Origin of the sequence: Aliihoeflea aestuarii (assembly GCF_024105665.1) — a bacterium.
Taxonomy (GTDB): domain Bacteria; phylum Pseudomonadota; class Alphaproteobacteria; order Rhizobiales; family Rhizobiaceae; genus Aliihoeflea; species Aliihoeflea aestuarii.
Genome location: NZ_JAAAMK010000006.1, coordinates 163,815 through 183,435, shown reverse-complemented (window position 1 = coordinate 183,435; position 19,621 = coordinate 163,815). Strand labels below are relative to the sequence as shown.

The 19,621-nt window shown below is 63.0% G+C and carries 24 protein-coding genes; 7 read left to right on the top strand and 17 right to left on the bottom strand.

Translation table 11 applies throughout. The annotated features are described in order from the left end of the window. Position 1 precedes the first annotated feature (1 nt). The gene (locus GTW25_RS13915; RefSeq protein WP_252912739.1) at positions 2-487 is read left to right on the top strand and encodes a peroxiredoxin; all 486 of its coding nucleotides are present in this window, start codon (positions 2-4) and stop codon (positions 485-487) included. Between the two features lie 12 nt (positions 488-499). On the opposite strand, the gene rnhA is transcribed toward GTW25_RS13915, so the two are convergent. The 11 genes from rnhA to coxB all read right to left on the bottom strand — a co-directional run bounded on the left by rnhA (position 500) and on the right by coxB (position 9,605). Beyond that, positions 500-1,021: a ribonuclease HI gene (gene rnhA / locus GTW25_RS13910; protein ID WP_252912738.1), complete on the bottom strand. Its 522-nt coding sequence runs from the start codon at positions 1,019-1,021 to the stop codon at positions 500-502. After that, the gene (locus GTW25_RS13905; protein ID WP_252912737.1) at positions 1,018-1,980 is read right to left on the bottom strand and encodes a homoserine kinase; all 963 of its coding nucleotides are present in this window, start codon (positions 1,978-1,980) and stop codon (positions 1,018-1,020) included. Before GTW25_RS13905 ends, rnhA begins: the two co-directional genes overlap by 4 nt. After that, a complete protein-coding gene (gene ispH / locus GTW25_RS13900) occupies positions 1,980-2,984 on the bottom strand; it encodes a 4-hydroxy-3-methylbut-2-enyl diphosphate reductase (RefSeq protein WP_252912736.1) in 1,005 nt (334 codons plus the stop codon). Before ispH ends, GTW25_RS13905 begins: the two co-directional genes overlap by 1 nt. A gap of 68 nt (positions 2,985-3,052) precedes the next feature. Further along, entirely contained in the window at positions 3,053-3,805 is a 753-nt protein-coding gene (locus GTW25_RS13895) for an SURF1 family protein (RefSeq protein WP_290128039.1), read from the bottom strand. Continuing rightward, on the bottom strand, positions 3,802-4,188 hold the full coding sequence (locus GTW25_RS13890) for a DUF983 domain-containing protein (protein WP_252912735.1): 387 nt from the start codon (positions 4,186-4,188) through the stop codon (positions 3,802-3,804). The genes GTW25_RS13895 and GTW25_RS13890 overlap by 4 nt, the downstream gene beginning before the upstream one ends. Before the next feature lie 155 nt (positions 4,189-4,343). Further along, positions 4,344-5,222, bottom strand: coding sequence for a cytochrome c oxidase subunit 3 (locus GTW25_RS13885; RefSeq protein ID WP_252912734.1), 879 nt, complete (start codon positions 5,220-5,222; stop codon positions 4,344-4,346). Between the two features lies 1 nt (position 5,223). Next, complete coding sequence (locus GTW25_RS13880; RefSeq protein WP_252912733.1) at positions 5,224-5,853, bottom strand: cytochrome c oxidase assembly protein; 630 nt, start codon at positions 5,851-5,853, stop codon at positions 5,224-5,226. A gap of 10 nt (positions 5,854-5,863) precedes the next feature. Beyond that, positions 5,864-6,019 (bottom strand): cytochrome c oxidase system small membrane protein, encoded by a 156-nt coding sequence (locus GTW25_RS13875; RefSeq protein WP_252912732.1) that lies wholly within the window; start codon positions 6,017-6,019, stop codon positions 5,864-5,866. Between the two features lie 2 nt (positions 6,020-6,021). Further along, complete coding sequence (locus GTW25_RS13870; protein ID WP_252912731.1) at positions 6,022-6,960, bottom strand: heme o synthase; 939 nt, start codon at positions 6,958-6,960, stop codon at positions 6,022-6,024. Between the two features lie 78 nt (positions 6,961-7,038). Then, entirely contained in the window at positions 7,039-8,688 is a 1,650-nt protein-coding gene (ctaD, locus tag GTW25_RS13865; protein WP_252912730.1) for a cytochrome c oxidase subunit I, read from the bottom strand. Between the two features lie 38 nt (positions 8,689-8,726). Further along, entirely contained in the window at positions 8,727-9,605 is an 879-nt protein-coding gene (gene coxB, locus GTW25_RS13860; protein WP_252912729.1) for a cytochrome c oxidase subunit II, read from the bottom strand. Between the two features lie 374 nt (positions 9,606-9,979). Between coxB and GTW25_RS13855 the strand changes: the two genes are divergently transcribed. After that, on the top strand, positions 9,980-10,447 hold the full coding sequence (locus tag GTW25_RS13855; RefSeq protein ID WP_252912771.1) for an invasion associated locus B family protein: 468 nt from the start codon (positions 9,980-9,982) through the stop codon (positions 10,445-10,447). A 50-nt stretch (positions 10,448-10,497) separates the two neighbouring features. Here the strand turns inward: GTW25_RS13855 and GTW25_RS13850 are convergent, their stop codons facing one another. Next, on the bottom strand, positions 10,498-11,340 hold the full coding sequence (locus tag GTW25_RS13850) for an SDR family oxidoreductase (RefSeq protein ID WP_252912728.1): 843 nt from the start codon (positions 11,338-11,340) through the stop codon (positions 10,498-10,500). Between the two features lie 104 nt (positions 11,341-11,444). Here GTW25_RS13850 and GTW25_RS13845 point away from each other — a divergent pair, with 104 nt between their 5' ends. Both GTW25_RS13845 and tldD read left to right on the top strand, forming a co-directional pair. Continuing rightward, a complete protein-coding gene (locus GTW25_RS13845; RefSeq protein WP_252912727.1) occupies positions 11,445-11,813 on the top strand; it encodes a winged helix-turn-helix transcriptional regulator in 369 nt (122 codons plus the stop codon). A 62-nt stretch (positions 11,814-11,875) separates the two neighbouring features. Then, entirely contained in the window at positions 11,876-13,291 is a 1,416-nt protein-coding gene (gene tldD, locus GTW25_RS13840) for a metalloprotease TldD (protein ID WP_252912726.1), read from the top strand. A gap of 1 nt (position 13,292) precedes the next feature. Here the strand turns inward: tldD and GTW25_RS13835 are convergent, their stop codons facing one another. Next, positions 13,293-13,799 carry an RES family NAD+ phosphorylase gene (locus GTW25_RS13835; protein WP_252912725.1) on the bottom strand — a complete coding sequence of 169 codons (507 nt, stop codon included), beginning with the start codon at positions 13,797-13,799 and terminating at the stop codon, positions 13,293-13,295. After that, positions 13,792-14,157 carry an antitoxin Xre/MbcA/ParS toxin-binding domain-containing protein gene (locus GTW25_RS13830; RefSeq protein ID WP_252912724.1) on the bottom strand — a complete coding sequence of 122 codons (366 nt, stop codon included), beginning with the start codon at positions 14,155-14,157 and terminating at the stop codon, positions 13,792-13,794. Before GTW25_RS13830 ends, GTW25_RS13835 begins: the two co-directional genes overlap by 8 nt. A 74-nt stretch (positions 14,158-14,231) precedes the next feature. On the opposite strand from GTW25_RS13830, the gene GTW25_RS13825 reads away from it, so the two are divergent. Beyond that, complete coding sequence (locus GTW25_RS13825; protein ID WP_252912723.1) at positions 14,232-14,939, top strand: NAD-dependent deacylase; 708 nt, start codon at positions 14,232-14,234, stop codon at positions 14,937-14,939. 218 nt (positions 14,940-15,157) lie between these two features. Here the strand turns inward: GTW25_RS13825 and GTW25_RS13820 are convergent, their stop codons facing one another. Continuing rightward, positions 15,158-16,402: a class I SAM-dependent RNA methyltransferase gene (locus GTW25_RS13820; RefSeq protein ID WP_252912722.1), complete on the bottom strand. Its 1,245-nt coding sequence runs from the start codon at positions 16,400-16,402 to the stop codon at positions 15,158-15,160. After that, positions 16,399-17,157, bottom strand: coding sequence for a TlyA family RNA methyltransferase (locus tag GTW25_RS13815; protein ID WP_252912721.1), 759 nt, complete (start codon positions 17,155-17,157; stop codon positions 16,399-16,401). The genes GTW25_RS13820 and GTW25_RS13815 overlap by 4 nt, the downstream gene beginning before the upstream one ends. A 78-nt stretch (positions 17,158-17,235) precedes the next feature. Here GTW25_RS13815 and GTW25_RS20710 point away from each other — a divergent pair, with 78 nt between their 5' ends. Both GTW25_RS20710 and GTW25_RS20705 read left to right on the top strand, forming a co-directional pair. Then, positions 17,236-17,478: a hypothetical protein gene (locus tag GTW25_RS20710; protein ID WP_372493173.1), complete on the top strand. Its 243-nt coding sequence runs from the start codon at positions 17,236-17,238 to the stop codon at positions 17,476-17,478. Next, complete coding sequence (locus GTW25_RS20705; protein ID WP_372493172.1) at positions 17,478-17,651, top strand: anthrone oxygenase family protein; 174 nt, start codon at positions 17,478-17,480, stop codon at positions 17,649-17,651. Before GTW25_RS20710 ends, GTW25_RS20705 begins: the two co-directional genes overlap by 1 nt. 3 nt (positions 17,652-17,654) lie before the next feature. On the opposite strand, the gene dxs is transcribed toward GTW25_RS20705, so the two are convergent. Then, positions 17,655-19,577, bottom strand: coding sequence for a 1-deoxy-D-xylulose-5-phosphate synthase (gene dxs, locus GTW25_RS13805; RefSeq protein WP_252912720.1), 1,923 nt, complete (start codon positions 19,575-19,577; stop codon positions 17,655-17,657). Positions 19,578-19,621 lie beyond the last annotated feature (44 nt).

Sequence of the window (19,621 nt, the reverse complement as noted above, 5' to 3'; positions counted from 1 at the left end):
CATGACGATTTCGGTCGGCGACAAACTGCCGGATGCAAGTTTCAAGACGATCGGCGCGGACGGGCCGGCGACCATCACCACGGCCGAGCTGACGGCGGGCAAGAAGGTCGTTCTGTTCGGCGTGCCGGGCGCGTTCACGCCGACCTGCTCCAACAACCACCTGCCCGGCTTCCTCGAAAATTTCGACGCCATCAAGGACAAGGGCGTCGACACGATCGCCGTCGTCGCCGTCAACGACATCTTCGTGATGACCGCGTGGGCACGGTTTACCGGCGGTGAAAACAAGCTGGTCTTCCTCGCCGACGGCAGCGGCGACTTCGCCAAGGCTTGCGGCCTCGACATCGACCTGTCCGGCGCGGGCATGGGCCTTCGCGCAACGCGCTTTTCGATGATCGTCGAGGACGGTACCGTGACGGCGCTCAACAGCGGCGACAAGCCGGGCCAGGCGACCGAATCCGGCGCTGCGAAGATCCTCGAACTTCTTTGATCGAACGGAACGTCACGCCTTGCGCGTGGCGTTCCCCATCAGGCGGGGCTTGCGCGGCGGCGTTGCAGGCGCGGCGCTTTCGGGAAGCTTCGGCTTTGCCGGCTTGAAAGGCGCCATGGCGAGGCGGGCGAGTTCGTCCGCACGCTCGTTTTCCGGGTGGCCGGCATGGCCCTTGATCCAGTGCAGCGTCACGTCGTGCCGGCCGCGCGCCGCATCCAACGCCTGCCAGAGCTCGGCGTTCTTGACCGGCTTCTTGTCGGCGGTTTTCCAGCCGTTCTTCTTCCAGCCGTGGATCCATTTCGTCAGGCCGTCGCGGACATAGTTGGAGTCGGTGTAGAGATCGGCCTTGACCGGTTCCTTCAACGCCTCCAGCGCCTTGATGGCAGCCATCAGTTCCATGCGGTTGTTGGTCGTGTCGGCCTCGCCGCCGGACAGTTCCTTTTCCTTTGCGCCGAAACGCAGGATCGCACCCCAGCCGCCGGGGCCGGGATTGCCCGAGCATGCACCGTCGGTGAAAATCTCCACGTTCTTCATCGGGCAAGTCCGTATTCTGCGGCGGAAGAGATGCGCCGGTGGAAGCGCATCTTGCGCAGATATTCGAGCGGGTCCTTCTTGACCACGAGGCTGCCGGCGGGCGTGTTCACCCAGTCATAAAGCCGGGTGAGCATGAAACGTAGCGCAGCGCCATGAGCGAGCGTCGGCAAGGCGTCGGCTTCCGCGTCGGAAAGTGGGCGCAGCGAGATGTAGCCCTTCAAAAAGGCGGCGCCCTTCGTCAGGTTGAAGGAATGGTCCCGCTCGAAACACCACGCGTTGAGGCAGATCGCAACGTCGTAGGCGAGATAATCCGTGCAGGCGAAGTAGAAGTCGATGATGCCCGGATCGGTGCCGAGAAAAAGGACATTGTCGGCGAAAAGATCGGCATGGATCGTGCCCGCCGGCAAATCTTGCGGCCATGCCGCTTCGAGACGCGACAGATCGGCCTCGGTTTCCCTCTCCAGCCCCGGCTCGACCGCATCCGCGCTTTCCCGCGCCTTTTCCCAGAGCGCGCGCCAGCCCTCGACGGACAGCGCATTGGGGCGCGTCATGTCAAAGTCCGCACCGGCAAGGTGCATGCGCGCCAGCGCCTCGCCCGCCGCGCGGCACTGCTCGACGCTCGGGCGGCGCGGCCACATGCCCTCGATGAAGGAGATAATGGCGGCGGGTCGGCCGGCGAGTTCGCCGATCATGCCGCCTTCGCGCGGCTCGATCGGCACGGGGCAGCGCACGCCGCGTGCTGCAAGATGCCTCATCAGGCCGAGGAAGAACGGCAGATCGGCCTTGTTCACGCGCTTTTCATAGAGCGTCAGGAAGAAAGTGCCCTTGGTCGTGTGGACCATGTAATTCGAGTTCTCGACGCCCTCGGCGATGCCCTTGTAGGAGGTCAGCGTTCCGATGTCATAGCGCGCGAGGAAGTCGGCGAGTTCGACCTCGCTGATGTCGGTATAGACCGCCATCACGCAGAACCGTTGACGAAGGCCATGTCGGCGCTGGTCAGCTCGACATCGCGCAGAACCTGCATGACAGGAAAGTTCTCGCGTTCTTCGACGGTGATGACGATGTCGAGCTTCACGTCGAAGCGCGCGCGGAACGCCTCTATGATCTCGTCGACGATGATTTCCGGAGCGGATGCGCCGGCCGAGAGGCCGAGGATGGAAATGTCGCCGACTTCATCCCACGGAATTTCCGAAGCCCGCTGAACGAGCAGCGCGCGCTTCGCTCCCGATTTTTCAGCAACCTCGACCAGCCGCCGCGAGTTCGACGAATTCGGTGCGCCGACGACGAGGAACAGGTCGGAGCCGGGCGCGGTTTCCTTCACCGCATCCTGACGGTTGGTCGTCGCATAGCAGATCGATTCGGCGGCAGGCGCCTGGATGTGCGGAAAGCGAATTTGCAGCGCCCGGATGACGCCGGCCGTGTCCTCGACCGACAAGGTCGTCTGCGTGACGAAGCCGAGTTCGACGTCATCGGGGATCGCAAGCCGCTCCACATCCGCCTCGGTCTCGACCAGCGTCACATCGCCCTCGGGCAACTGACCCATGGTGCCGATGACCTCGGGATGGCCCGCATGGCCGATCAGGACGACATGGCGGCCGAGCCGGGCATGGCGCATCGCCTGCTTGTGAACCTTCGAGACGAGCGGGCATGTGGCGTCGAGATAGAAAAGGTTGCGCGACTGCGCATCGGCCGGAACCGACTTCGGCACGCCATGGGCCGAAAAGACCACCGGCTTGTCGGCATGATCGACCGGGATTTCCGCCAGTTCCTCGATGAAGACCGCGCCACGCTCCTTCAGACCCTCGACCACATATTTGTTGTGCACGATCTCGTGGCGGACATAGACCGGCGGCCCGTATTTCTTGATCGCCAGCACCACGATCTGGATCGCGCGGTCGACGCCGGCGCAAAAGCCGCGCGGCTCGCAAAGCCGGATGGTCAGGGGGCGCATTTGGACGGTCATGAACTCTCTTTCGGGCATTGCAATCCGGGCCGGTCTGTCCGGGCAGATGCGGTCTCATGGCCGACCTGTCAAGCCTTGCGCCGCGACCGCCAGCCCCAGACAGCGAGTACGCCGACGAGCGCGGCGGCCAATCCGTACCAGGTGACTGCATATTGGAGGTGGTTGTTCGGCAGATCGATGATTGTCACCCCGCCCATCGGGAATCCGCCGGGATTGGGTGCAGCATTCGCATCGAGGAAGAAGGGCAGGACTTCGGCGCCGTCCGGCAGACCGGCCGTTGCGGCCATGATTTCGAGGTCCTTCCAGAAGAAGATATTGGCGGAAGGGTCGTTGTCGGGAACGATAAAGGACGGCTTTTCGTCAAGCCGGCTGCGGGCCAACCCCTCTACTGTGACTTCGCCGTCGACCTGCCCGTCGCCGCGCCGGGCCGGGTCCTTGCGGTCGAAGGGAACGAAGCCGCGATTGACGAAGAGGATGCGGCCGTCGTCGAGCTGAAGCGGCGTATAGACGTAATAGCCCGATCCGCCCTGATGGGTGGCGAAGAAGTGGCGCTCCCCTTCATGCAGGAAGCGGCCTTCGACGCGCATCGGCCAATATTCGACATCTCCGGTGTCGCTGAGAATACGCTCGATCTCGGCGAGCGGGCGCGGTTCGCTATGCGTGCGCGCGTCGATCGTCTCCAGAAGGCCGTCCTTCCAGTGCAGGCGCTGCACCTGCCACGTTCCGAGCGCGATCAGCGCCGCGAGCATGAAGATGCTGGAGATGACGAGTGCGACGACCCAGGAACGGCGCATCGGCGCGGTGGTTCGGGATTCACTCATTCGGGACGGTCGAGCCTGCCTTCGGCAGCCTTGTTGGAGTATTGCAGCGTGATGAGGACTCCCTTGGCAAGGCGCATCGCCCACAGGGAGAGGCCGATGGCGAGCGGAATCCATAACAGGAAATGCACCCACAATGGCGGGCCATAATTGACCTCCATCCACAATGCCAGCCCGACGACGATGAAGCCGACGATCAGGATGACGAAAGCGGCCGGCCCGTCGCCTGCATCGGCGAAACCGTAGTCGAGCCCGCAGACGCGGCAATTCTGGCGCATCGACAGGAAACCGGAAAAGAGATGTCCTTCGCCGCAACGCGGGCAACGCCCCCCGATGCCGGCCTTCACCGGATCGACGGGCGGGTAATGCGCTCGGTCTTCGCTCATGAGGGGGTTCTTACCGGATTGGCGGAATGGATGCCAATGTCATGGCGACGCAGGGACTGCAAGTGGAGAGGTCGAAGCGCGCCGATGCGCCAGAACTCCCAACAAAAAAACGGCCGCGCTGAGCGCGGCCGTCTTTCGTTTCGATGCCGGATCGATCAGTGATGGTAGATCGGCGCGCCTGCCGAGCCCCAGACATAGATCGCGACGAAGAGGAACAGCCACACGACGTCGACGAAGTGCCAGTACCAGGCTGCCGATTCGAAGCCGAAATGCTTCTCCTTGGTGAAGCCGTTGTTCATTGCACGGACCAGGCAGACCAGAAGGAAGATGGTGCCGATGATGACGTGGAAGCCGTGGAAGCCCGTGGCCATGAAGAAGGTGGCGCCGTAGATCGAGTTCGCGAAGGCGAACGGCGCGACCATGTACTCGTAAGCCTGCACGCAGGAGAACAGGAGGCCCAGCGCAACCGTGAGGCCGAGGCCCCAGATCAGGCCCTTGCGGTCGTCATGCAGCAACGCGTGGTGCGCCCAGGTGACGGTCGTGCCCGACAGGAGCAGGATGACGGTGTTGTAGAGCGGCAGATGGAAGGGATCGAGAACCTCGATGCCTGCCGGCGGCCACTGACCGCCCGTATAGGTGGTGCGAGCGACCTGCGCGGCCTCGTCATAGAAGAGGCTGACGTCGAAGAAGGCCCAGAACCAGGCGACGAAGAACATCACCTCGGAGGCGATGAACATGATCATCCCGTAGCGCAGGTGCAACGACACCACGCGTGTGTGATGCCCCTCGCGGCCTTCCTTGATCGTGTCCGACCACCAGGCGAACATGACGTAGAGAATGATCGCCAGACCGACGAAGAACAGCCACGGGGTCGCCAGATTGACGCCCAGCAGACGGAACTGTCCGCCCTGCAGATACTGCATCCAGCCGACGCCGCCCAGCATCATGATGAACGCGCCGATCGACGCGATGAACGGCCACGGGCTCGGGTCTATGATGTGATAATCGTGGTTCTTTACGTGTGCGTCTGCCATTTCAACCCCCGAGTTCGGTAGCGGCTGCTGCGTTCTTGTCATCCCCCTCGGCCTTGTTCGCCGCAACCGGGCTGGGTGAAGCCAGCGGGAAGAACGTGTAGGACAAGGTAATGGTCTTGACGTCCTTGAGTTCGGGAACGTTCACGATCTCAGGGTCGACATAGAAGACAACCGGCATATCCATGGATTCGCCAGGTTGCAATTCGGTATCGGTGAAACAGAAGCATTCCACCTTCATGAAATAGGCGCCGGCGATCTGCGGCGTGACGTTGAACGACGCGCGGCCGGACGCCGGACGGTTGGCGACATTGGTCGCCTGATAGGCGACCTGCGTCGTCTCGCCGATCTTGATCGTCGTCGACGGCTGAACCGGCCTGAACTGCCAGGGCAGACCGCCGGAGATATTGGCGTCGAAGCGGATCGTGACATCACGATCGAGAACCGTCTGCGAATATTGCTCGACGCGCTGCGTGGTGCCGCCGTAGCCCGTAACCCGGCAGAACAAATCGTAGAGAGGCACGGCCGCGAAGGACACGCCGATCATCGAGGAAAAGAACACCGTGCACGCAATCGCGACCTTGCGGTTGCGACGCTGGTTCTGGCGTTCGAGGTCGGTTTGTTCTTCGGCCATGGTGTTCTCCCTACATCGGCCGGTCGAAGACCGCCGGCCCCAGCTTGGTGAGCGTGGCGACATAAAAGATGACGACGAGAGCGACGAGCCCGAGCGCGATCGCGATGTTGCGGCGCTTGCGGGCCTTCTTCTGCTTTTCGGTGAGTTCGATGGTTTCCGGTTCCATGCTCAACCCCCGATCAGGCGAGCTATTGCAACGTCGCCAAGCAGCACGGCGAAGATCGCGAAGAGGTAGACCAACGAATAGCCGAACAGCGCCTTGGCCGCCCCCATCGTGCGGTCAGCCTCCGGCATGCGGAAGACTTTCCAGGCATACCAGACGAAGGCGGTGCCAAGTGCGATCGAGACAACGCCATACACGGCCGAGGTCTGGCCGATTGCCCAAGGCGCGACGCCGACGGCGGCGACGAGCACCGAATAGGCAAGGATCTGGCGCTTGGTCGACGCTTCGCCGGCGACGTTCGGCATCATCGGGATACCGGCGCGGCCGTAATCGTCGGACTTGAAGAGAGCGAGCGCCCAGAAATGCGGCGGCGTCCACAGGAAGATGATCAGGAAGAGAACGACGCACTCGAGCGAGACCGAGCCGGTCACCGCCGCCCAGCCGATCATGGGCGGGAACGCGCCGGCAGCGCCACCGATGACGATGTTCTGCGGCGTCGAGCGCTTCAGCCACATCGTGTAAATGACGGCGTAGAAGAAGATGGTGAAGGCCAGCAGGCCGCCGGCGACCAGATTGGTCAGTAGGCCGAGCGTCATCACCGAGAGAACCGCCAGGATCAGACCGAAGGTCAGCGCCTGATCGGGCGTGATCATGCCGGACGGGATCGGACGGCGCGCGGTGCGCGTCATGACGGCGTCGATGTCGGCATCGTACCACATGTTGAGCGCACCCGAGGCCCCTGCCCCTACTGCGATCGCCAGAATGGCGATGAGCGCGATGAACGGGTCGATGGCGCCCGGCGCGGTCGCCAGACCAACGAATGCGGTGAACACGACCAGCGACATGACCCTTGGCTTCAGAAGCGCCAGAAAGTCGCCGGGCATGGCTTCGGACACGCGAAACTCGGAAGCGTCCGTCAGGCTGTGCTTTTCGACCAGGGCCATTTGGCTGGAATCCATTCTTGCTTTAGGCCGAAACCGCCGGCGAACCGGCGGCTTCGTAAGTCATGCACGCGTTACCGGTCACTTGACCTTGGGCAACTGTTCCCACTGGTGGAACGGCGGCGGCGAAGAGAGCTGCCATTCGAGCGTGGTCGCACCCTCGCCCCAAGGGTTGGCTCCTGCCTCGCGCTTCTTGGCGAAGGCTTCGAAGACGCCGTAGAGGAAAACCAGCACGCCGATTGCCGACAGGTAGGAACCGTAGGACGAGACGAGGTTCCAGCCCGCATAGGCATCCGGATAGTCGATGTAGCGGCGCGGCATGCCGGCCAGACCCAGGAAGTGCTGCGGGAAGAAGATCAGGTTCACGCCGATGAAGGTCAGCCAGAAGTGAATCCGGGCGATCATCGAGTTGTACATGTACCCGCTCATCTTCGGGAACCAGTAGTACCAGGCCGCGAAGATCGCGAACACGGCACCCATCGAGAGCACGTAGTGGAAGTGCGCCACGACGTAGTAGGTGTCGTGATAGGCGCGATCCAGGCCGGCATTGGCGAGCTGGACGCCCGTGACGCCGCCGACGGTGAAGAGGAAGATGAACGCGATCGCCCACAGCATCGGCGTGCGGAACGAGATCGAGCCGCCCCACATCGTCGCGATCCACGAGAAGATCTTGATGCCGGTGGGAATGGCGATGACCATCGTCGCGAACACGAAGTAGCGCTGCGTGTTGAGCGAGATGCCCGTCGTGTACATGTGGTGCGCCCACACCACGAAGCCGACCGCGCCGATCGCGACCATGGCATAGGCCATGCCGAGATAGCCGAAGACGGGCTTGCGCGAGAAGGTTGCGATGATGTGGCTGACAATGCCGAAGCCCGGCAGGATCAGGATGTACACTTCCGGGTGACCGAAGAACCAGAACAGATGCTGGAACAGGATCGGATCGCCGCCGCCTTCGGGCGCGAAGAATGCCGTGCCGAAGTTTCGGTCGGTCAGGAGCATGGTGATGCCGCCTGCCAGAACCGGCAGCGAGAGCAGCAGCAGGAAGGCGGTGATCAGCACCGACCAGGCGAAGAGCGGCATCTTGTGCAGCGTCATGCCCGGAGCGCGCATGTTGAAGATCGTGGTGATGAAGTTGATCGCACCGAGGATCGACGACGCACCCGCGATATGCAGCGAAAGAATCGCCAGATCCATCGCCGGTCCGGGCGAGCCCATGGTCGATAATGGCGGATAGATCGTCCAGCCCGTGCCGACGCCGAAGCCGCCGGGCGCGCCGGGGACGAACATCGAGATCAGCAGCAGGATGAAGGCCGGCGGGAGCAGCCAGAACGAAATGTTGTTCAGGCGCGGAAATGCCATGTCCGGCGCGCCGATCATGATCGGGATCATCCAGTTGGCGAAGCCGCCGATGAGGGCCGGCATCACCATGAAGAAGATCATGATCAGACCGTGCGCGGTCGTGAACACGTTGTACATGTGGTTGCCGCCGTCGATGGCGGCATCACCCTCGAAGCCGTAGACCATGGCCGCGAGGCCGTGGAAAATCTGGATACCCGGCTCCTGAAGCTCCCAGCGCATCATGACGGACAGGAAGCCGCCGACGACGCCCGCCATGATCGCGAAGATCAGGTAGAGGGTGCCGATATCCTTGTGGTTGGTCGAATATACCCAACGCGTCCAGCCGGACGGTTTGTGGTCGTGGGTATCGTGAGCTGCAGCGCCAGCCATTTTCCCGCTCCGTATCCTTGTTCTTGTCAGGCGTCGGCTCAGTTGCCGGCGTCAGCTACTTCCTGGTTGCCTTCGAGCGCGGCCATAAGCTCGCGGTTGGCGTTGCCGAGATTTTCGGCAGCAGCCGCGCGCCAGCTATCGTATAGTTCCTGGCTCACGACGCGAATGGCGATCGGCATGAAGGCGTGATCCTTGCCGCAAAGCTCCGAGCACTGCCCGTAGAAGAGACCTTCGCGCGTTGCGCGGAACCATGTTTCGTTCAGGCGGCCCGGAACCGCGTCGACCTTGACGCCGAAGGATGGCATCGCGAAGGCGTGGATCACGTCGCCCGAGGTGACGAGAAGACGGACCGTGGTGTCGACCGGCACGACGATGTCGTTATCGACGGCCAGAAGACGCGGATACTCCGCCAGATTCTCACGGCCGAGGCCGGCGCGATCACCCTCGCGAAGCATGATGGAGGAGAAATTTACAGTTCCCTCTTCTTCGGTATCGGCCTGATACTCATAGTCCCAATACCACTGCATGCCGGTGGCCTTGATGGTCATCGTCGGCTCTTCGTCCGGATTGTACTGCGCCGTCAGAAGCTGGAACGAGGGAACCGCCAGAGCCAGCAGGATGACGACCGGACCGACGGTCCAGATGACCTCGATCAGCGTGTTGTGGCTGGTGCGCGAGGGCACCGGATTCGCGCTTGCGCGGTACCGGATGATGACCCAGACCAGAAGCGCCGAAACGAACAGCGTGATCGGCACGATGAACCAGAGCGTGTACTGCTCGAACCAGCGGATCTGCTCCATGATCGGCGTCGCGGCCTCTTGGAAACCGAGCTGCCAATTAACCGGCTGGTCGGCGAGCGCCACTGTGGCGGCCATCGCGGCTGCCGCCGTGCTCGCGCCAAAAAGGAACTTCTTCATCACCCTCTCGTCTCCCGGATCGTCCGTCGTGTCGCGCCAATGCGGCGGCAGCCACGAGGAAGCATGGCTTTCGTCGCGCGTTCAAATCATACTCCGGGTTCGTCCGCAAGAAAGCCATCACATGAGGTGTGCGGCATTTTTGCGCGTAACGGACACAAAGGACTGCAAACCGCCCTCAATTCGCTCGATTTGTGGAAAAAGCCGAAGTCGGATACGGCAATTCATGCGGCGTGCGGCCCCGTTCAAACAAGATATGGTCGACGGCGCGCGCTTTGCGCTACACCTTGGCACAATTCCAGCCCGCGATTCGCAGGATAAAGATGACGATCCTCTCCAGTTTCCGCCCGGCCCTGACGGTTCTCGCGCTCGGCACGATGCTTGGCTCGACGACGGCAATGGCACAGCAGGCCCCTCAGGGCGCCGTGCGCTCCACCCATGGCGCATGGTCGCTGATCTGCGACACGCCGGCAGGCTCCACATCCGAACAATGCGCGCTGATCCAGAACGTGGTCGCCGAGGACCGTCCCGAGGTGGGGCTGTCCGTCGTCATCCTGCGAACCGCCGACAATCAGGCTGAAATCCTGCGGATTCTCGCGCCGCTCGGCGTGCTTTTGCCGAACGGGCTCGGGCTCAATGTCGATGGCGAGGATATCGGCCGCGCCTATTTCGTGCGTTGCTTCCAGGACGGCTGCTACGCCGAGGTGATTCTGGAAGAGCCGCTCAAGGCGACCTTGCGCAACGGCGAGACCGCAACCTTCATTGTCTTCCAGACGCCGGAAGAAGGCATCGGCATTCCCGTCGAACTCGACGGGTTCGGCGAAGGCTTCGACGCGCTGCCGTAATCTTATCGAGGGAACGGCGGATTGCTCCGCTGTTCCCTCCAAGCGCTCTATCAGGCGAATGTCGCTTTCACGGTCTGCGTGAACGGCGTCGTCGGACGCCCGATCAACTTTGAGAGCGCGCGGCCGTCATCATAGAGAGCGCCCTCGCCTGCGGCCACATCCCAGCCCGCTATCGCAGCCGCAAGGCCCGCTGGCAGACCGAAGCCTTCAAGCGTTTTGGCGTAATCGGCTTCGGGAAGGTCCTTGTATGTGACCGCCTTGCCGGTCTGCTTCGAGACTTCCGCCGCCAATTCTTCAAGTGAGAAGGATTCGTCGCCGGCAAGTTCGTAAACCTTGCCTTCATGTCCCGGTGTCGTGAGGACGGCGACGGCCGCCTCGGCATAGTCCTTGCGCGATGCCCCAGAGATGCGGGCTTTGCCAGCAGAGCCGATGATGGCGCCGGCGGCTACGGCGCCTTCAAGCGATCCGGTGTAGTTTTCCGTATACCAACCGTTGCGAAGGATCGTGTAGGGAATGCCGGATGCCTTCAGTTCCCTTTCGGTCTCGGCATGTTCGGCGGCAAGACTGAGAGTCGAGGAATCGGCGCGCAGCAGGCTCGTATAGACGATCCATTTCACGGCGTTCTTCTTCGCTGCCTCGATGACATGATGATGCTGGGCAGCGCGCTTGCCCACTTCGCTCGACGAGATGAGAAGCAAGGTGTCGACGCCCTTCAGCGCAGCCTCGAGCGAAGCGGCGTCATCATAGTCCGCGCGGCGTGTCTCGACACCGAGATCGGCGGCCTTTTGCGGTGAGCGAGCGAGCGCGACGATGTCGTCTTTCGTCCGCGTCTTCAGGGTTTCGATCACGAGGCGGCCGAATTGTCCGGTCGCACCTGTCACTGCGATTGTCATTTTACGTCTCCATTCGTTGGCCGAACGAATGTATGGGTATTGCTTATTTTTCGTAAGTACACACATTTATGTAAGCATCAACTTTTGTGGAGACGGAGCGTTCGATGACCCTGACCGCCAAGATGGAGCGCGGCGACCTGATGGCCGCAGCGTGCCCTTCGCGCGAAGTACTGAAACATGTCACGAGTCGCTGGGGCGTGCTGGTGCTGATGGCGTTGCGTGGCGAGACGCTGCGTTTCAGTCAGTTGAGGCGGCGAATCGGCGGCGTCAGCGAACGTATGCTGGCGCAGACACTGCAATGGCTCGAAGCCGACGGGCTGGTAAAGCGCGTCGCGCATGAAGTGGTGCCGCCGCATGTCGACTACAGCCTGACCTTGCTTGGGCAGGAAGCGGCCGAACACGTCGCCGCGCTCGCCGACTGGATCGAAACGAGCCTGCCCGTCATTGCCGATCACCGCAAAGCCGGCTCGTAAGGTCGCGCCGGGCGCGACACCTGCCTATATAGGCCAGACCAAGTCCATCGATGGAGACCGAAGTGACCCAGCGCCTGATCGAACAGTTCGATATTTCCGAAGAGACCGTGCGCCGGATCGTCTCCGACACGGTCAACGGTTCGGACGATGGCGAACTTTTCCTCGAATATCGCGAGGGCGAGGCGCTGGTGTTCGACAATGGGCGGTTGAAGACTGCGAGTTTCAACACCGACAAAGGGTTCGGCCTGCGGGCGGTCGCCGGCGAAGCCGTCGGTTATGCCCATGCCAATGAATTGTCGCAATCCGCATTGCTGCGCGCCGCAGACGCGGTCGGCGCGGTGAAGGCCGGCTATGCCGGCACGCTGGCCGCCGCGCCGCAGGGAACGAACGCGAAGCTCTACGGCGACGCCAATCCGATTGCCGAGCCGGGCTTCGAGGCCAAGGCGAAGCTCTTGCAGGAGATCGATTCATGGCTGCGCGGGCGCGATCCGCGTGTGCGGCAGGTGACGGCATCGCTCGCGGCGTCCTGGCAGCATGTCGAGATCGTACGCGCCGACGGGCGCATCGCGAGTGACATCCGACCGCTCGTGCGTTTCAACGTGTCCGTCGTCGTCGGCGATGGCGACCGGCAGGAAACCGGCTCCTACGGGATGGGCGGACGCAAGGAATTCGGCGAGTTCATCGCTGAGGACAACTGGCGATTCGCCGCTTCGGAAGCCCTGCGGCAGGCGCTGGTGAACCTCGAGGCCGAGGACGCGCCGGCTGGCACGTTCGACATCGTGCTGGCGAATGGCTGGCCGGGTGTGATGCTGCACGAAGCCGTCGGGCACGGCCTCGAAGGCGATTTCAACCGCAAGAAGACCTCCGCTTTCGCGGGGCTGATGGGACAACAGGTGGCCGCGAAGGGCGTGACCGTCGTGGATGACGGCACGATTTCCGAGCGGCGCGGCTCACTGACCATCGACGACGAGGGCACGGCGACCAATCGCACCGTACTCATCGAGGACGGCAAGCTCGTCGGCTATATGCAGGACCGGCAGAATGCGCGCCTGATGGGCATGGCACCCACCGGCAACGGGCGGCGCGAAAGCTATGCTCACCAGCCGATGCCGCGCATGACGAATACCTACATGACCGGGGGTGACCACACGCCCGAAGAGATCATCGCCTCGGTGAAGGACGGTATCTACGCTGTCTCATTCGGCGGCGGTCAGGTGGACATCACGAGCGGCAAATTCGTGTTCGGCTGTACCGAGGCCTATCGGATCGAGAACGGCAAGGTGACGCGACCGATCAAGGGCGCAATGCTGATCGGCAACGGGCCGGACGCCATGCACCGCGTTTCCATGATCGGTAACGACATGAAGCTCGACACCGGCATCGGCATGTGCGGCAAGGCGGGTCAGGGCGTGCCCGTCGGCGTCGGCCAGCCGCATCTGCGGATGGACCGGATGACGGTCGGCGGCACGAAGGCGTAATCTAGAGCCACGACGCAGGCGATTTCGGCAACCGGCCTTCCGGGTCGGTGATTTCCAGCTTTGGCGCGTTTTTTCTGTTCCACGCCCATAGCGCCACGCAGGTGCCGCCGGGTGACATGAAGGACGGATAGATGATGCCGTGCTTCTTTTGTCGCGCCAGTTTTCGCTGAAGGCGGTGGGTCGCCGGTTCTTCACCGGCATCGAGCATGGAGCGCCATTCGCACTCGTGGATCGATCGATCGAGACCGAGGGCTTCGAGCGTCGCCTCATCCGTCAGGTCGACGAGATCCGCCCCGGAAAGCTCCAGCCGTGCGATCAGCGCGGGATGCTGGACGAAACCCTGATTGTACTCGGCCCATGCGGTCGACAGTTCGCGTGCCGCGTAGATGGCCGGCGTGCCGACCGGATTCCAGCGCCCGCCGAAGCGCGCCGCCCCCTCGCCCGACAGCGGCAGATACGACCAGCGCGGCACGAAGGCGCGCCAGAGCTCTATCGTGCCGTCAGGCATAGATGCCGGCGCGCACCGATTCCAGATAGGCAAGCACCTTGTCGGCCTTGCCGTCATGAACGAGATCGTAGGCCGTCTTGCCCGACCAGCCGGGAATAGGCTGGTGCTTGAACCAGACCGCGGCCCGTGCCTCGCTGCCCGACATCTCGGCCGCCATGGCGAGAATGCGCACAAGCGGGCTGAGTGCCGCATCAACCTTGCGCGCGCCCTTCGAGGCGGCGAGCGTGTTGCGCGCGACCCCGATGAGACCGGCAAGCTCGCTCATCGTCACGCCGAGCTTTTCGGAAACGCGGCGGGCGGATAGAAACGGCGTGTCGTCGCTTCCGTAGTGCGCAGCGAATGCATCGAGCGTAACCATGAAATAACTCCAATTGCGCATGATATGATCATTGTACGCTCAATTTAAGCTCACTTGAGGATCGTTTCAAGCCAATGACCGACAAGCCGTCCCGAATCGTGATCTTGACCGGCGCCGGAATTTCCGCCGAATCGGGCGTGGACACGTTCCGGGACGAAGGCGGCATCTGGGCGAAGGTGGATTATCGGGATGTTGCGACGCCAGAAGGCTTCGCGCGCAATCCAAGCCTTGTCCATGATTTTTACAATCAGCGCCGGCAGGGGCTGAAAGGAATCCAGCCGAATGCGGCGCATATCGCGCTTGCAAAGCTGGAGCGGGAATTTTCAGGCAATGTCCTGTTCGTCACCCAGAACATCGACGATTTGCACGAGCGCGCCGGATCGCAGCGACTTGTCCATATGCACGGCGAACTCGCGCGCGCGTTGTGCGTCCGCTGCGGCACGCGCCATGGCTGGAGGGAAGACATGGACGCGTTCTCCATCTGCGGGGCGTGCGGCAGCACCGGCCATCTGCGCCCCGACGTGGTCTGGTTCGGCGAGATGCCCTACCAGATGGAGCGCATTTCGGCCGCGATCGCGCTGTGCGACCTGTTCGTCTCGATCGGCACCAGCGGCAATGTCTATCCGGCCGCCGGTTTCGTGGAGGAAGCGAAGTTCGCCGGCGCGCATACGGTGGAGCTTAACCTCGAACCGTCCGAAGGGCGCAGCCATTTCGCCGAAGCGCATTACGGAAAAGCGACGGAGATCGTGCCGGTGTTTGTCGAGCGGATACTGGGTGGCTGACGCCGGGCAGCATTGCACCATCGGCGTGACGGCGATTGCGAGGCATGGACCCCTGTGACGAGCACAGGGGTGACGGCGGAACGGTTGATGGAAGTCGCCAGCGTCGCCGATTGGCAAAAACCATCTATCCCGTCACCCCTGTGCTCGTCACAGGGGTCCATGCCACTAAACTTCCAGTCGTCTGCTCGGCAAGGAATGGGCCGGCGCAAACGGCCCGTTCAGCGCCGCTTCCTCGGCTTTTCCAGGAGCGCGACGGCTTCGACATGCGCCGACCAGAGAAACTGGTCGACCGGCGTGACGGATTTGAGCGTGTAGCCGCCTGCAATCAGGATTTCGAGGTCGCGCGCGAGCGTGACCGGATTGCAGGAGACGGCCGCCACATAGGGCACGTTCGAGCGGGCGATCTGCGTTGCCTGATCCTCGGCCCCGGCGCGGGGCGGGTCGAAGACGAGCCCGTCGAATCTGGCGTCGAGTTCCTTGAACGTCACGGGACGGCGGAACAGATCGCGCCGTTCCGTCGTCACGCGCTTCAGCCCCTCGCCAAAGCGAAACGCGCGGTCGAGCGCGTCGAGCGCGGGCTGGTGGGCCTCCACCGCGTGGACCTGACTGCGCTTGGCCAGTCGCAGCGCGAAGGTGCCCCAGCCGCAGAAAAGATCGGTAACGTTTTTCGCGCGGCGCAGATGGCCGGCGACGAGATCGGCCATCGCCTCTTCGGCGGAGGCAACGGCCTGAACGAAAGCGCCGGGTGGAAGATCGACCGGCACATCGCCGGCAGGCAGCATCGGTTTGACGGGTTCGATAACGATTTCGCCATCCGCACTGACGCGCGCGAAGCCGGCATCGAGCGCGAAACGGGATGCTGCGTGGCGCGCGGTGTCGGTCAGCTTGCCTGCGTCGCGGAACTCGATATCGAGGCCGCTCGTCGTCGCCGTCACCGACATCTTGAACGCGTCGCCGGTGTTGCACAGGATGCCCGCCAATTGGCGCAGTTGCGGCAGCGCCTCGACGATGACGGGAACCGAAATCGGGCATTCCGCGATATCGATGATCTGATGCGACAGTGCCTGATTGTAGCCGAGCAGCATCGCCTTTTCGGTGCGGCGGGCGGCAAAGACGACGCGGCGGCGCGAATGCGGCGCGCAGGCGACGATATCGGCGACGGGTGCATCGATGCCCCTGCCCGTCAATGCGGCGGCGACCTTGTCGCGCTTCCAGCCCAGATAGGCCGACATCTCCATGTGCTGGAGCGCGCAGCCGCCGCAGGTGCCGAAATGACGACAGGCGGGATCTACGCGCTCGCGTGCGGCATCGATAATGGCGAGCAGATCGCCCCGCCCTTTGGTGACGGCGACCGTCACCCGCTCGCCGGCAAGCGTGAACGGCACGAACACCTGACCGGCAGACGTCGCCGCGACGCCGTCGCCCTGCGCGCCCAGATGATCGATGGTCAAAACAGCGCTCATCGATCTTTCACTCCGGCCATGAGAAATTCGCGGTTCCCGTCGCCGCCTTCGATGGGGGACGGGACCACACCCGTCACGCGCCAGCTCGGAACGTCGTCCAGCCACTCGCGCAACTCATCTGCGACGCGGTCGGCATCGGCCGGATTGCGCAACAGGCCGCCCTTGCCGATCGCGTCGCGTCCCGCTTCGAATTGCGGCTTGACCAGAAAGACGCCCCGCGCACCGGGAGCCGCAAGGTCGAGAGCGGGCGGCAGCGCGAGTTTCAGCGAAATGAAGGACACGTCGGTGACGAGAAAATCGGGTGTCTGACCGTCCAGATCGGCCAGAGACAGGTCACGCGCGTTCAGCCCCTCGATGGAGGATACACGCGGATCGGCGGCGAGCCCGGCGTCAAATTGGCCGTGACCGACATCGACGGCGAAGACGTGCGATGCGCCGCGTTCGAGCAGAACCTGCGTGAAGCCGCCGGTCGAGGCGCCGATATCGAGCGCCAGCGCGCCATTTGGATCGAGGCTGAACACATCGAGTGCGTGGATCAGCTTGAGCGCCGCGCGCGAGACGTAATTTTGCGCCGGATCGTCCACCGAAAGGGCGGCATCGATCGCAAAGGTCGCGCCCGGCTTCGTTGCCTTGACACCGTCAACCTCGACCGTGCCGCGCAGGACGGCGTCGCGTGCCCGCGAACGCGAGGCAAACAGGCCGCGCACCACAAGAAGCTCGTCGAGGCGAGATGAATTTCGGGAACCGATGGTCATTCAGGCTCTTTGAGGCAAGGATCGGCAGGACGCAAGGGCGGCAGCGCTGACGATTCATTCGGCAGAAGGGTTAGGTAGATGTTCGTTGGCCAAATCGCCATCGCGGTCGCGGCGCTGTTTTCCGGCGCCGCCTTCTACATCAATTTCACCGAGCATCCGGCGCGCATGACGCTTCCTTCTACGGCAGCGCTCGCGCAATGGAAGCCTGCCTACAAGCGAGGCTTTGCCATGCAGGCCAGCCTTGCGATCGCCGGTTCGTCTGTGGCGCGGCGGCCTGGTGGATGTCCGGCGACTGGTTGTGGCTCGCCGGCGCGCTGCTGATGATCACGAACTGGCCGTATACGCTTTTCGTGATGATGCCGTTGAACAAGCGCCTCGATGAAATGCCGGACGATGCCACTACCTCGTTGCGGCAATGGAACCGGCTGCACGCAGTTCGCACGGTGCTTGGCCTTGCGGCTCTTGCGAGTTTTCTGGCCGCTTCCCTCGGCTGAAGATCACGCCGTCGCAGCGGCGTGGTCGCGGCCCAGTGCGGAAAAGACGGTGCGAACGATGCCGGCCGAATCGAGGCCGGCGTCCGCATACATCTTTTCGGGCTTGGCATGGTCGGTAAATTCGTCCGGCAGGATCAACGGGCGGACCTTGATGCCGGTTTCGAGCAGCCCGTCATGGGCAAGGAAATGCAGGACGTGGCTTGCAAAGCCGCCGATCGCGCCTTCCTCGACGGTGAGCAGCACCTCGTGCTCCCGCGCCAGACGACGGACCAGATTCTCGTCAAGCGGCTTGGCGAAACGTGCGTCGGCGACCGTGGTGGACAGGCCGGCCGCCTCGAGTTCCTCGGCTGCGAGCAGGCAATCGGCCAATCGTGTGCCGAAGGAGAGAAGCGCGACCTTGGTGCCTTGCTTGACAATGCGGCCCTTGCCGATTTCCAGTATCTCGCCACGCGCAGGCATCTCGACGCCGACGCCGTTGCCGCGCGGGTAGCGGAACGAGATTGGACCGTCATCATAGGCGGCTGCGGTGCGGACCATGTGCTTCAGTTCCGCCTCGTCGGCGGCCGCCATGACGACGAAACCGGGCAGCGACGCAAGGTAAGTTACGTCGAAAGCGCCGCAATGCGTCGCGCCGTCGGCACCGACGAAACCGGCACGGTCGATCGGAAAGCGCACCGGCAGCTTCTGGATCGCCACGTCATGGACAACCTGATCGTAGGCGCGCTGAAGGAAGGTCGAATAGATGGTGGCGAAGGGTTTGTAGCCCTCGGTGGCCAAACCGGCGGCAAAAGTAACGCCATGCTGCTCGGCGATTCCGACATCGAAGGTACGCTCGGGAAATGCCTTGCCGAAGGTATCGAGACCGGTGCCGGAGGGCATGGCGGCGGTCACCGCGACGATCTTCTCGTCCTCCTGCGCTTCCTGAACGAGCGCGTCCGCGAAGACCTTCGTGTAGGACGGCGCATTCGCGGGGGCTTTCGTCTGTGCGCCGGAGATGACGTCGAATTTCGATACGCCGTGATATTTGTCGGCCGCTTCCTCGGCAGGTGCGTAGCCCTTGCCCTTTTTGGTCACGACATGGATCAGGACAGGCCCCTGCCCGTTCTCGCGCACATTCTTCAGGACCGGGACGAGATGTTCCAGATTGTGCCCATCGATGGGACCGATATGGAAAAAGCCGAGTTCCTCGAACAGCGTGCCGCCGGTGACATAGCCGCGCGCATGTTCCACCGCGCGGGTGATCGCCTTGTCGGCGCGCTTGCCGAGATAGGAGGTAAGCTTCTTGCCGAAATCGCGGATGCCGGCATAGGTCGAGCCCGATGCGAGGCGCGCCAGATAGTGGCTCATCGCTCCGGAGGGCGGAGCGATCGACATGTCGTTGTCATTGAGGATCACGATCAGCCGCGCGTCGAGCGCGCCGGCATTGTTCATCGCCTCATAGGCCATGCCGGCCGACATCGCGCCGTCACCGATGACGGCAATAACGTTGTTCGCGCCGCCAGAAAGATCGCGCGCCACGGCCATGCCGAGACCGGCCGAGATCGAGGTCGAGGAATGCGCCGCGCCGAAGGGGTCGTATTCGCTTTCCGAACGCTTGGTGAAACCGGACAGGCCGTTTTCCTGCCGCAGCGTGCGGATGCGCTCGCGCCGGCCGGTGAGAATCTTGTGGGGATAGGCCTGATGGCCGACATCCCAGATGATGCGGTCGGCGGGTGTGTCGAAAACGTAGTGCAGCGCGACGGTCAGTTCGACCACCCCGAGACCCGCGCCGAGATGGCCGCCGGTCTGCGAGACGGCGTCGATCATCTCCTGGCGCAACTCGTCGGCAAGCTGGGGAAGTTCGCCTTCCTTCAGACGGCGCAGGTCGGCCGGAACCTTGACCTGATCCAGAAGCGGCGTGTCGGGCGGGGATTTGAATAGGGCCATGATTTCTCGTCGCACGTTAGCGTGGGAGATAGTGACTTGGCCTG

What these genes read in the sequence shown, in the direction of transcription:
- GTW25_RS13895 (WP_290128039.1), bottom strand. Translation starts at nt 3,805, where the DNA reads ATGAGTGAATCCCGAACCACCGCGCCGATGCGCCGTTCCTGGGTCGTC.
- GTW25_RS13915 (WP_252912739.1), top strand. Translation starts at nt 2, where the DNA reads ATGACGATTTCGGTCGGCGACAAACTGCCGGATGCAAGTTTCAAGACG.
- GTW25_RS13890 (WP_252912735.1), bottom strand. Translation starts at nt 4,188, where the DNA reads ATGAGCGAAGACCGAGCGCATTACCCGCCCGTCGATCCGGTGAAGGCC.
- coxB (WP_252912729.1), bottom strand. Translation starts at nt 9,605, where the DNA reads ATGAAGAAGTTCCTTTTTGGCGCGAGCACGGCGGCAGCCGCGATGGCC.
- GTW25_RS20710 (WP_372493173.1), top strand. Translation starts at nt 17,236, where the DNA reads ATGTTCGTTGGCCAAATCGCCATCGCGGTCGCGGCGCTGTTTTCCGGC.
- rnhA (WP_252912738.1), bottom strand. Translation starts at nt 1,021, where the DNA reads ATGAAGAACGTGGAGATTTTCACCGACGGTGCATGCTCGGGCAATCCC.
- GTW25_RS20705 (WP_372493172.1), top strand. Translation starts at nt 17,478, where the DNA reads ATGATCACGAACTGGCCGTATACGCTTTTCGTGATGATGCCGTTGAAC.
- GTW25_RS13885 (WP_252912734.1), bottom strand. Translation starts at nt 5,222, where the DNA reads ATGGCAGACGCACACGTAAAGAACCACGATTATCACATCATAGACCCG.
- GTW25_RS13830 (WP_252912724.1), bottom strand. Translation starts at nt 14,157, where the DNA reads ATGGTTACGCTCGATGCATTCGCTGCGCACTACGGAAGCGACGACACG.
- GTW25_RS13850 (WP_252912728.1), bottom strand. Translation starts at nt 11,340, where the DNA reads ATGACAATCGCAGTGACAGGTGCGACCGGACAATTCGGCCGCCTCGTG.
- ispH (WP_252912736.1), bottom strand. Translation starts at nt 2,984, where the DNA reads ATGACCGTCCAAATGCGCCCCCTGACCATCCGGCTTTGCGAGCCGCGC.
- ctaD (WP_252912730.1), bottom strand. Translation starts at nt 8,688, where the DNA reads ATGGCTGGCGCTGCAGCTCACGATACCCACGACCACAAACCGTCCGGC.
- GTW25_RS13870 (WP_252912731.1), bottom strand. Translation starts at nt 6,960, where the DNA reads ATGGCCCTGGTCGAAAAGCACAGCCTGACGGACGCTTCCGAGTTTCGC.
- GTW25_RS13820 (WP_252912722.1), bottom strand. Translation starts at nt 16,402, where the DNA reads ATGAGCGCTGTTTTGACCATCGATCATCTGGGCGCGCAGGGCGACGGC.
- GTW25_RS13835 (WP_252912725.1), bottom strand. Translation starts at nt 13,799, where the DNA reads ATGCCTGACGGCACGATAGAGCTCTGGCGCGCCTTCGTGCCGCGCTGG.
- GTW25_RS13905 (WP_252912737.1), bottom strand. Translation starts at nt 1,980, where the DNA reads ATGGCGGTCTATACCGACATCAGCGAGGTCGAACTCGCCGACTTCCTC.
- GTW25_RS13880 (WP_252912733.1), bottom strand. Translation starts at nt 5,853, where the DNA reads ATGGCCGAAGAACAAACCGACCTCGAACGCCAGAACCAGCGTCGCAAC.
- dxs (WP_252912720.1), bottom strand. Translation starts at nt 19,577, where the DNA reads ATGGCCCTATTCAAATCCCCGCCCGACACGCCGCTTCTGGATCAGGTC.
- GTW25_RS13855 (WP_252912771.1), top strand. Translation starts at nt 9,980, where the DNA reads ATGCTTGGCTCGACGACGGCAATGGCACAGCAGGCCCCTCAGGGCGCC.
- GTW25_RS13825 (WP_252912723.1), top strand. Translation starts at nt 14,232, where the DNA reads ATGACCGACAAGCCGTCCCGAATCGTGATCTTGACCGGCGCCGGAATT.
- GTW25_RS13875 (WP_252912732.1), bottom strand. Translation starts at nt 6,019, where the DNA reads ATGGAACCGGAAACCATCGAACTCACCGAAAAGCAGAAGAAGGCCCGC.
- GTW25_RS13815 (WP_252912721.1), bottom strand. Translation starts at nt 17,157, where the DNA reads ATGACCATCGGTTCCCGAAATTCATCTCGCCTCGACGAGCTTCTTGTG.
- GTW25_RS13845 (WP_252912727.1), top strand. Translation starts at nt 11,445, where the DNA reads ATGACCCTGACCGCCAAGATGGAGCGCGGCGACCTGATGGCCGCAGCG.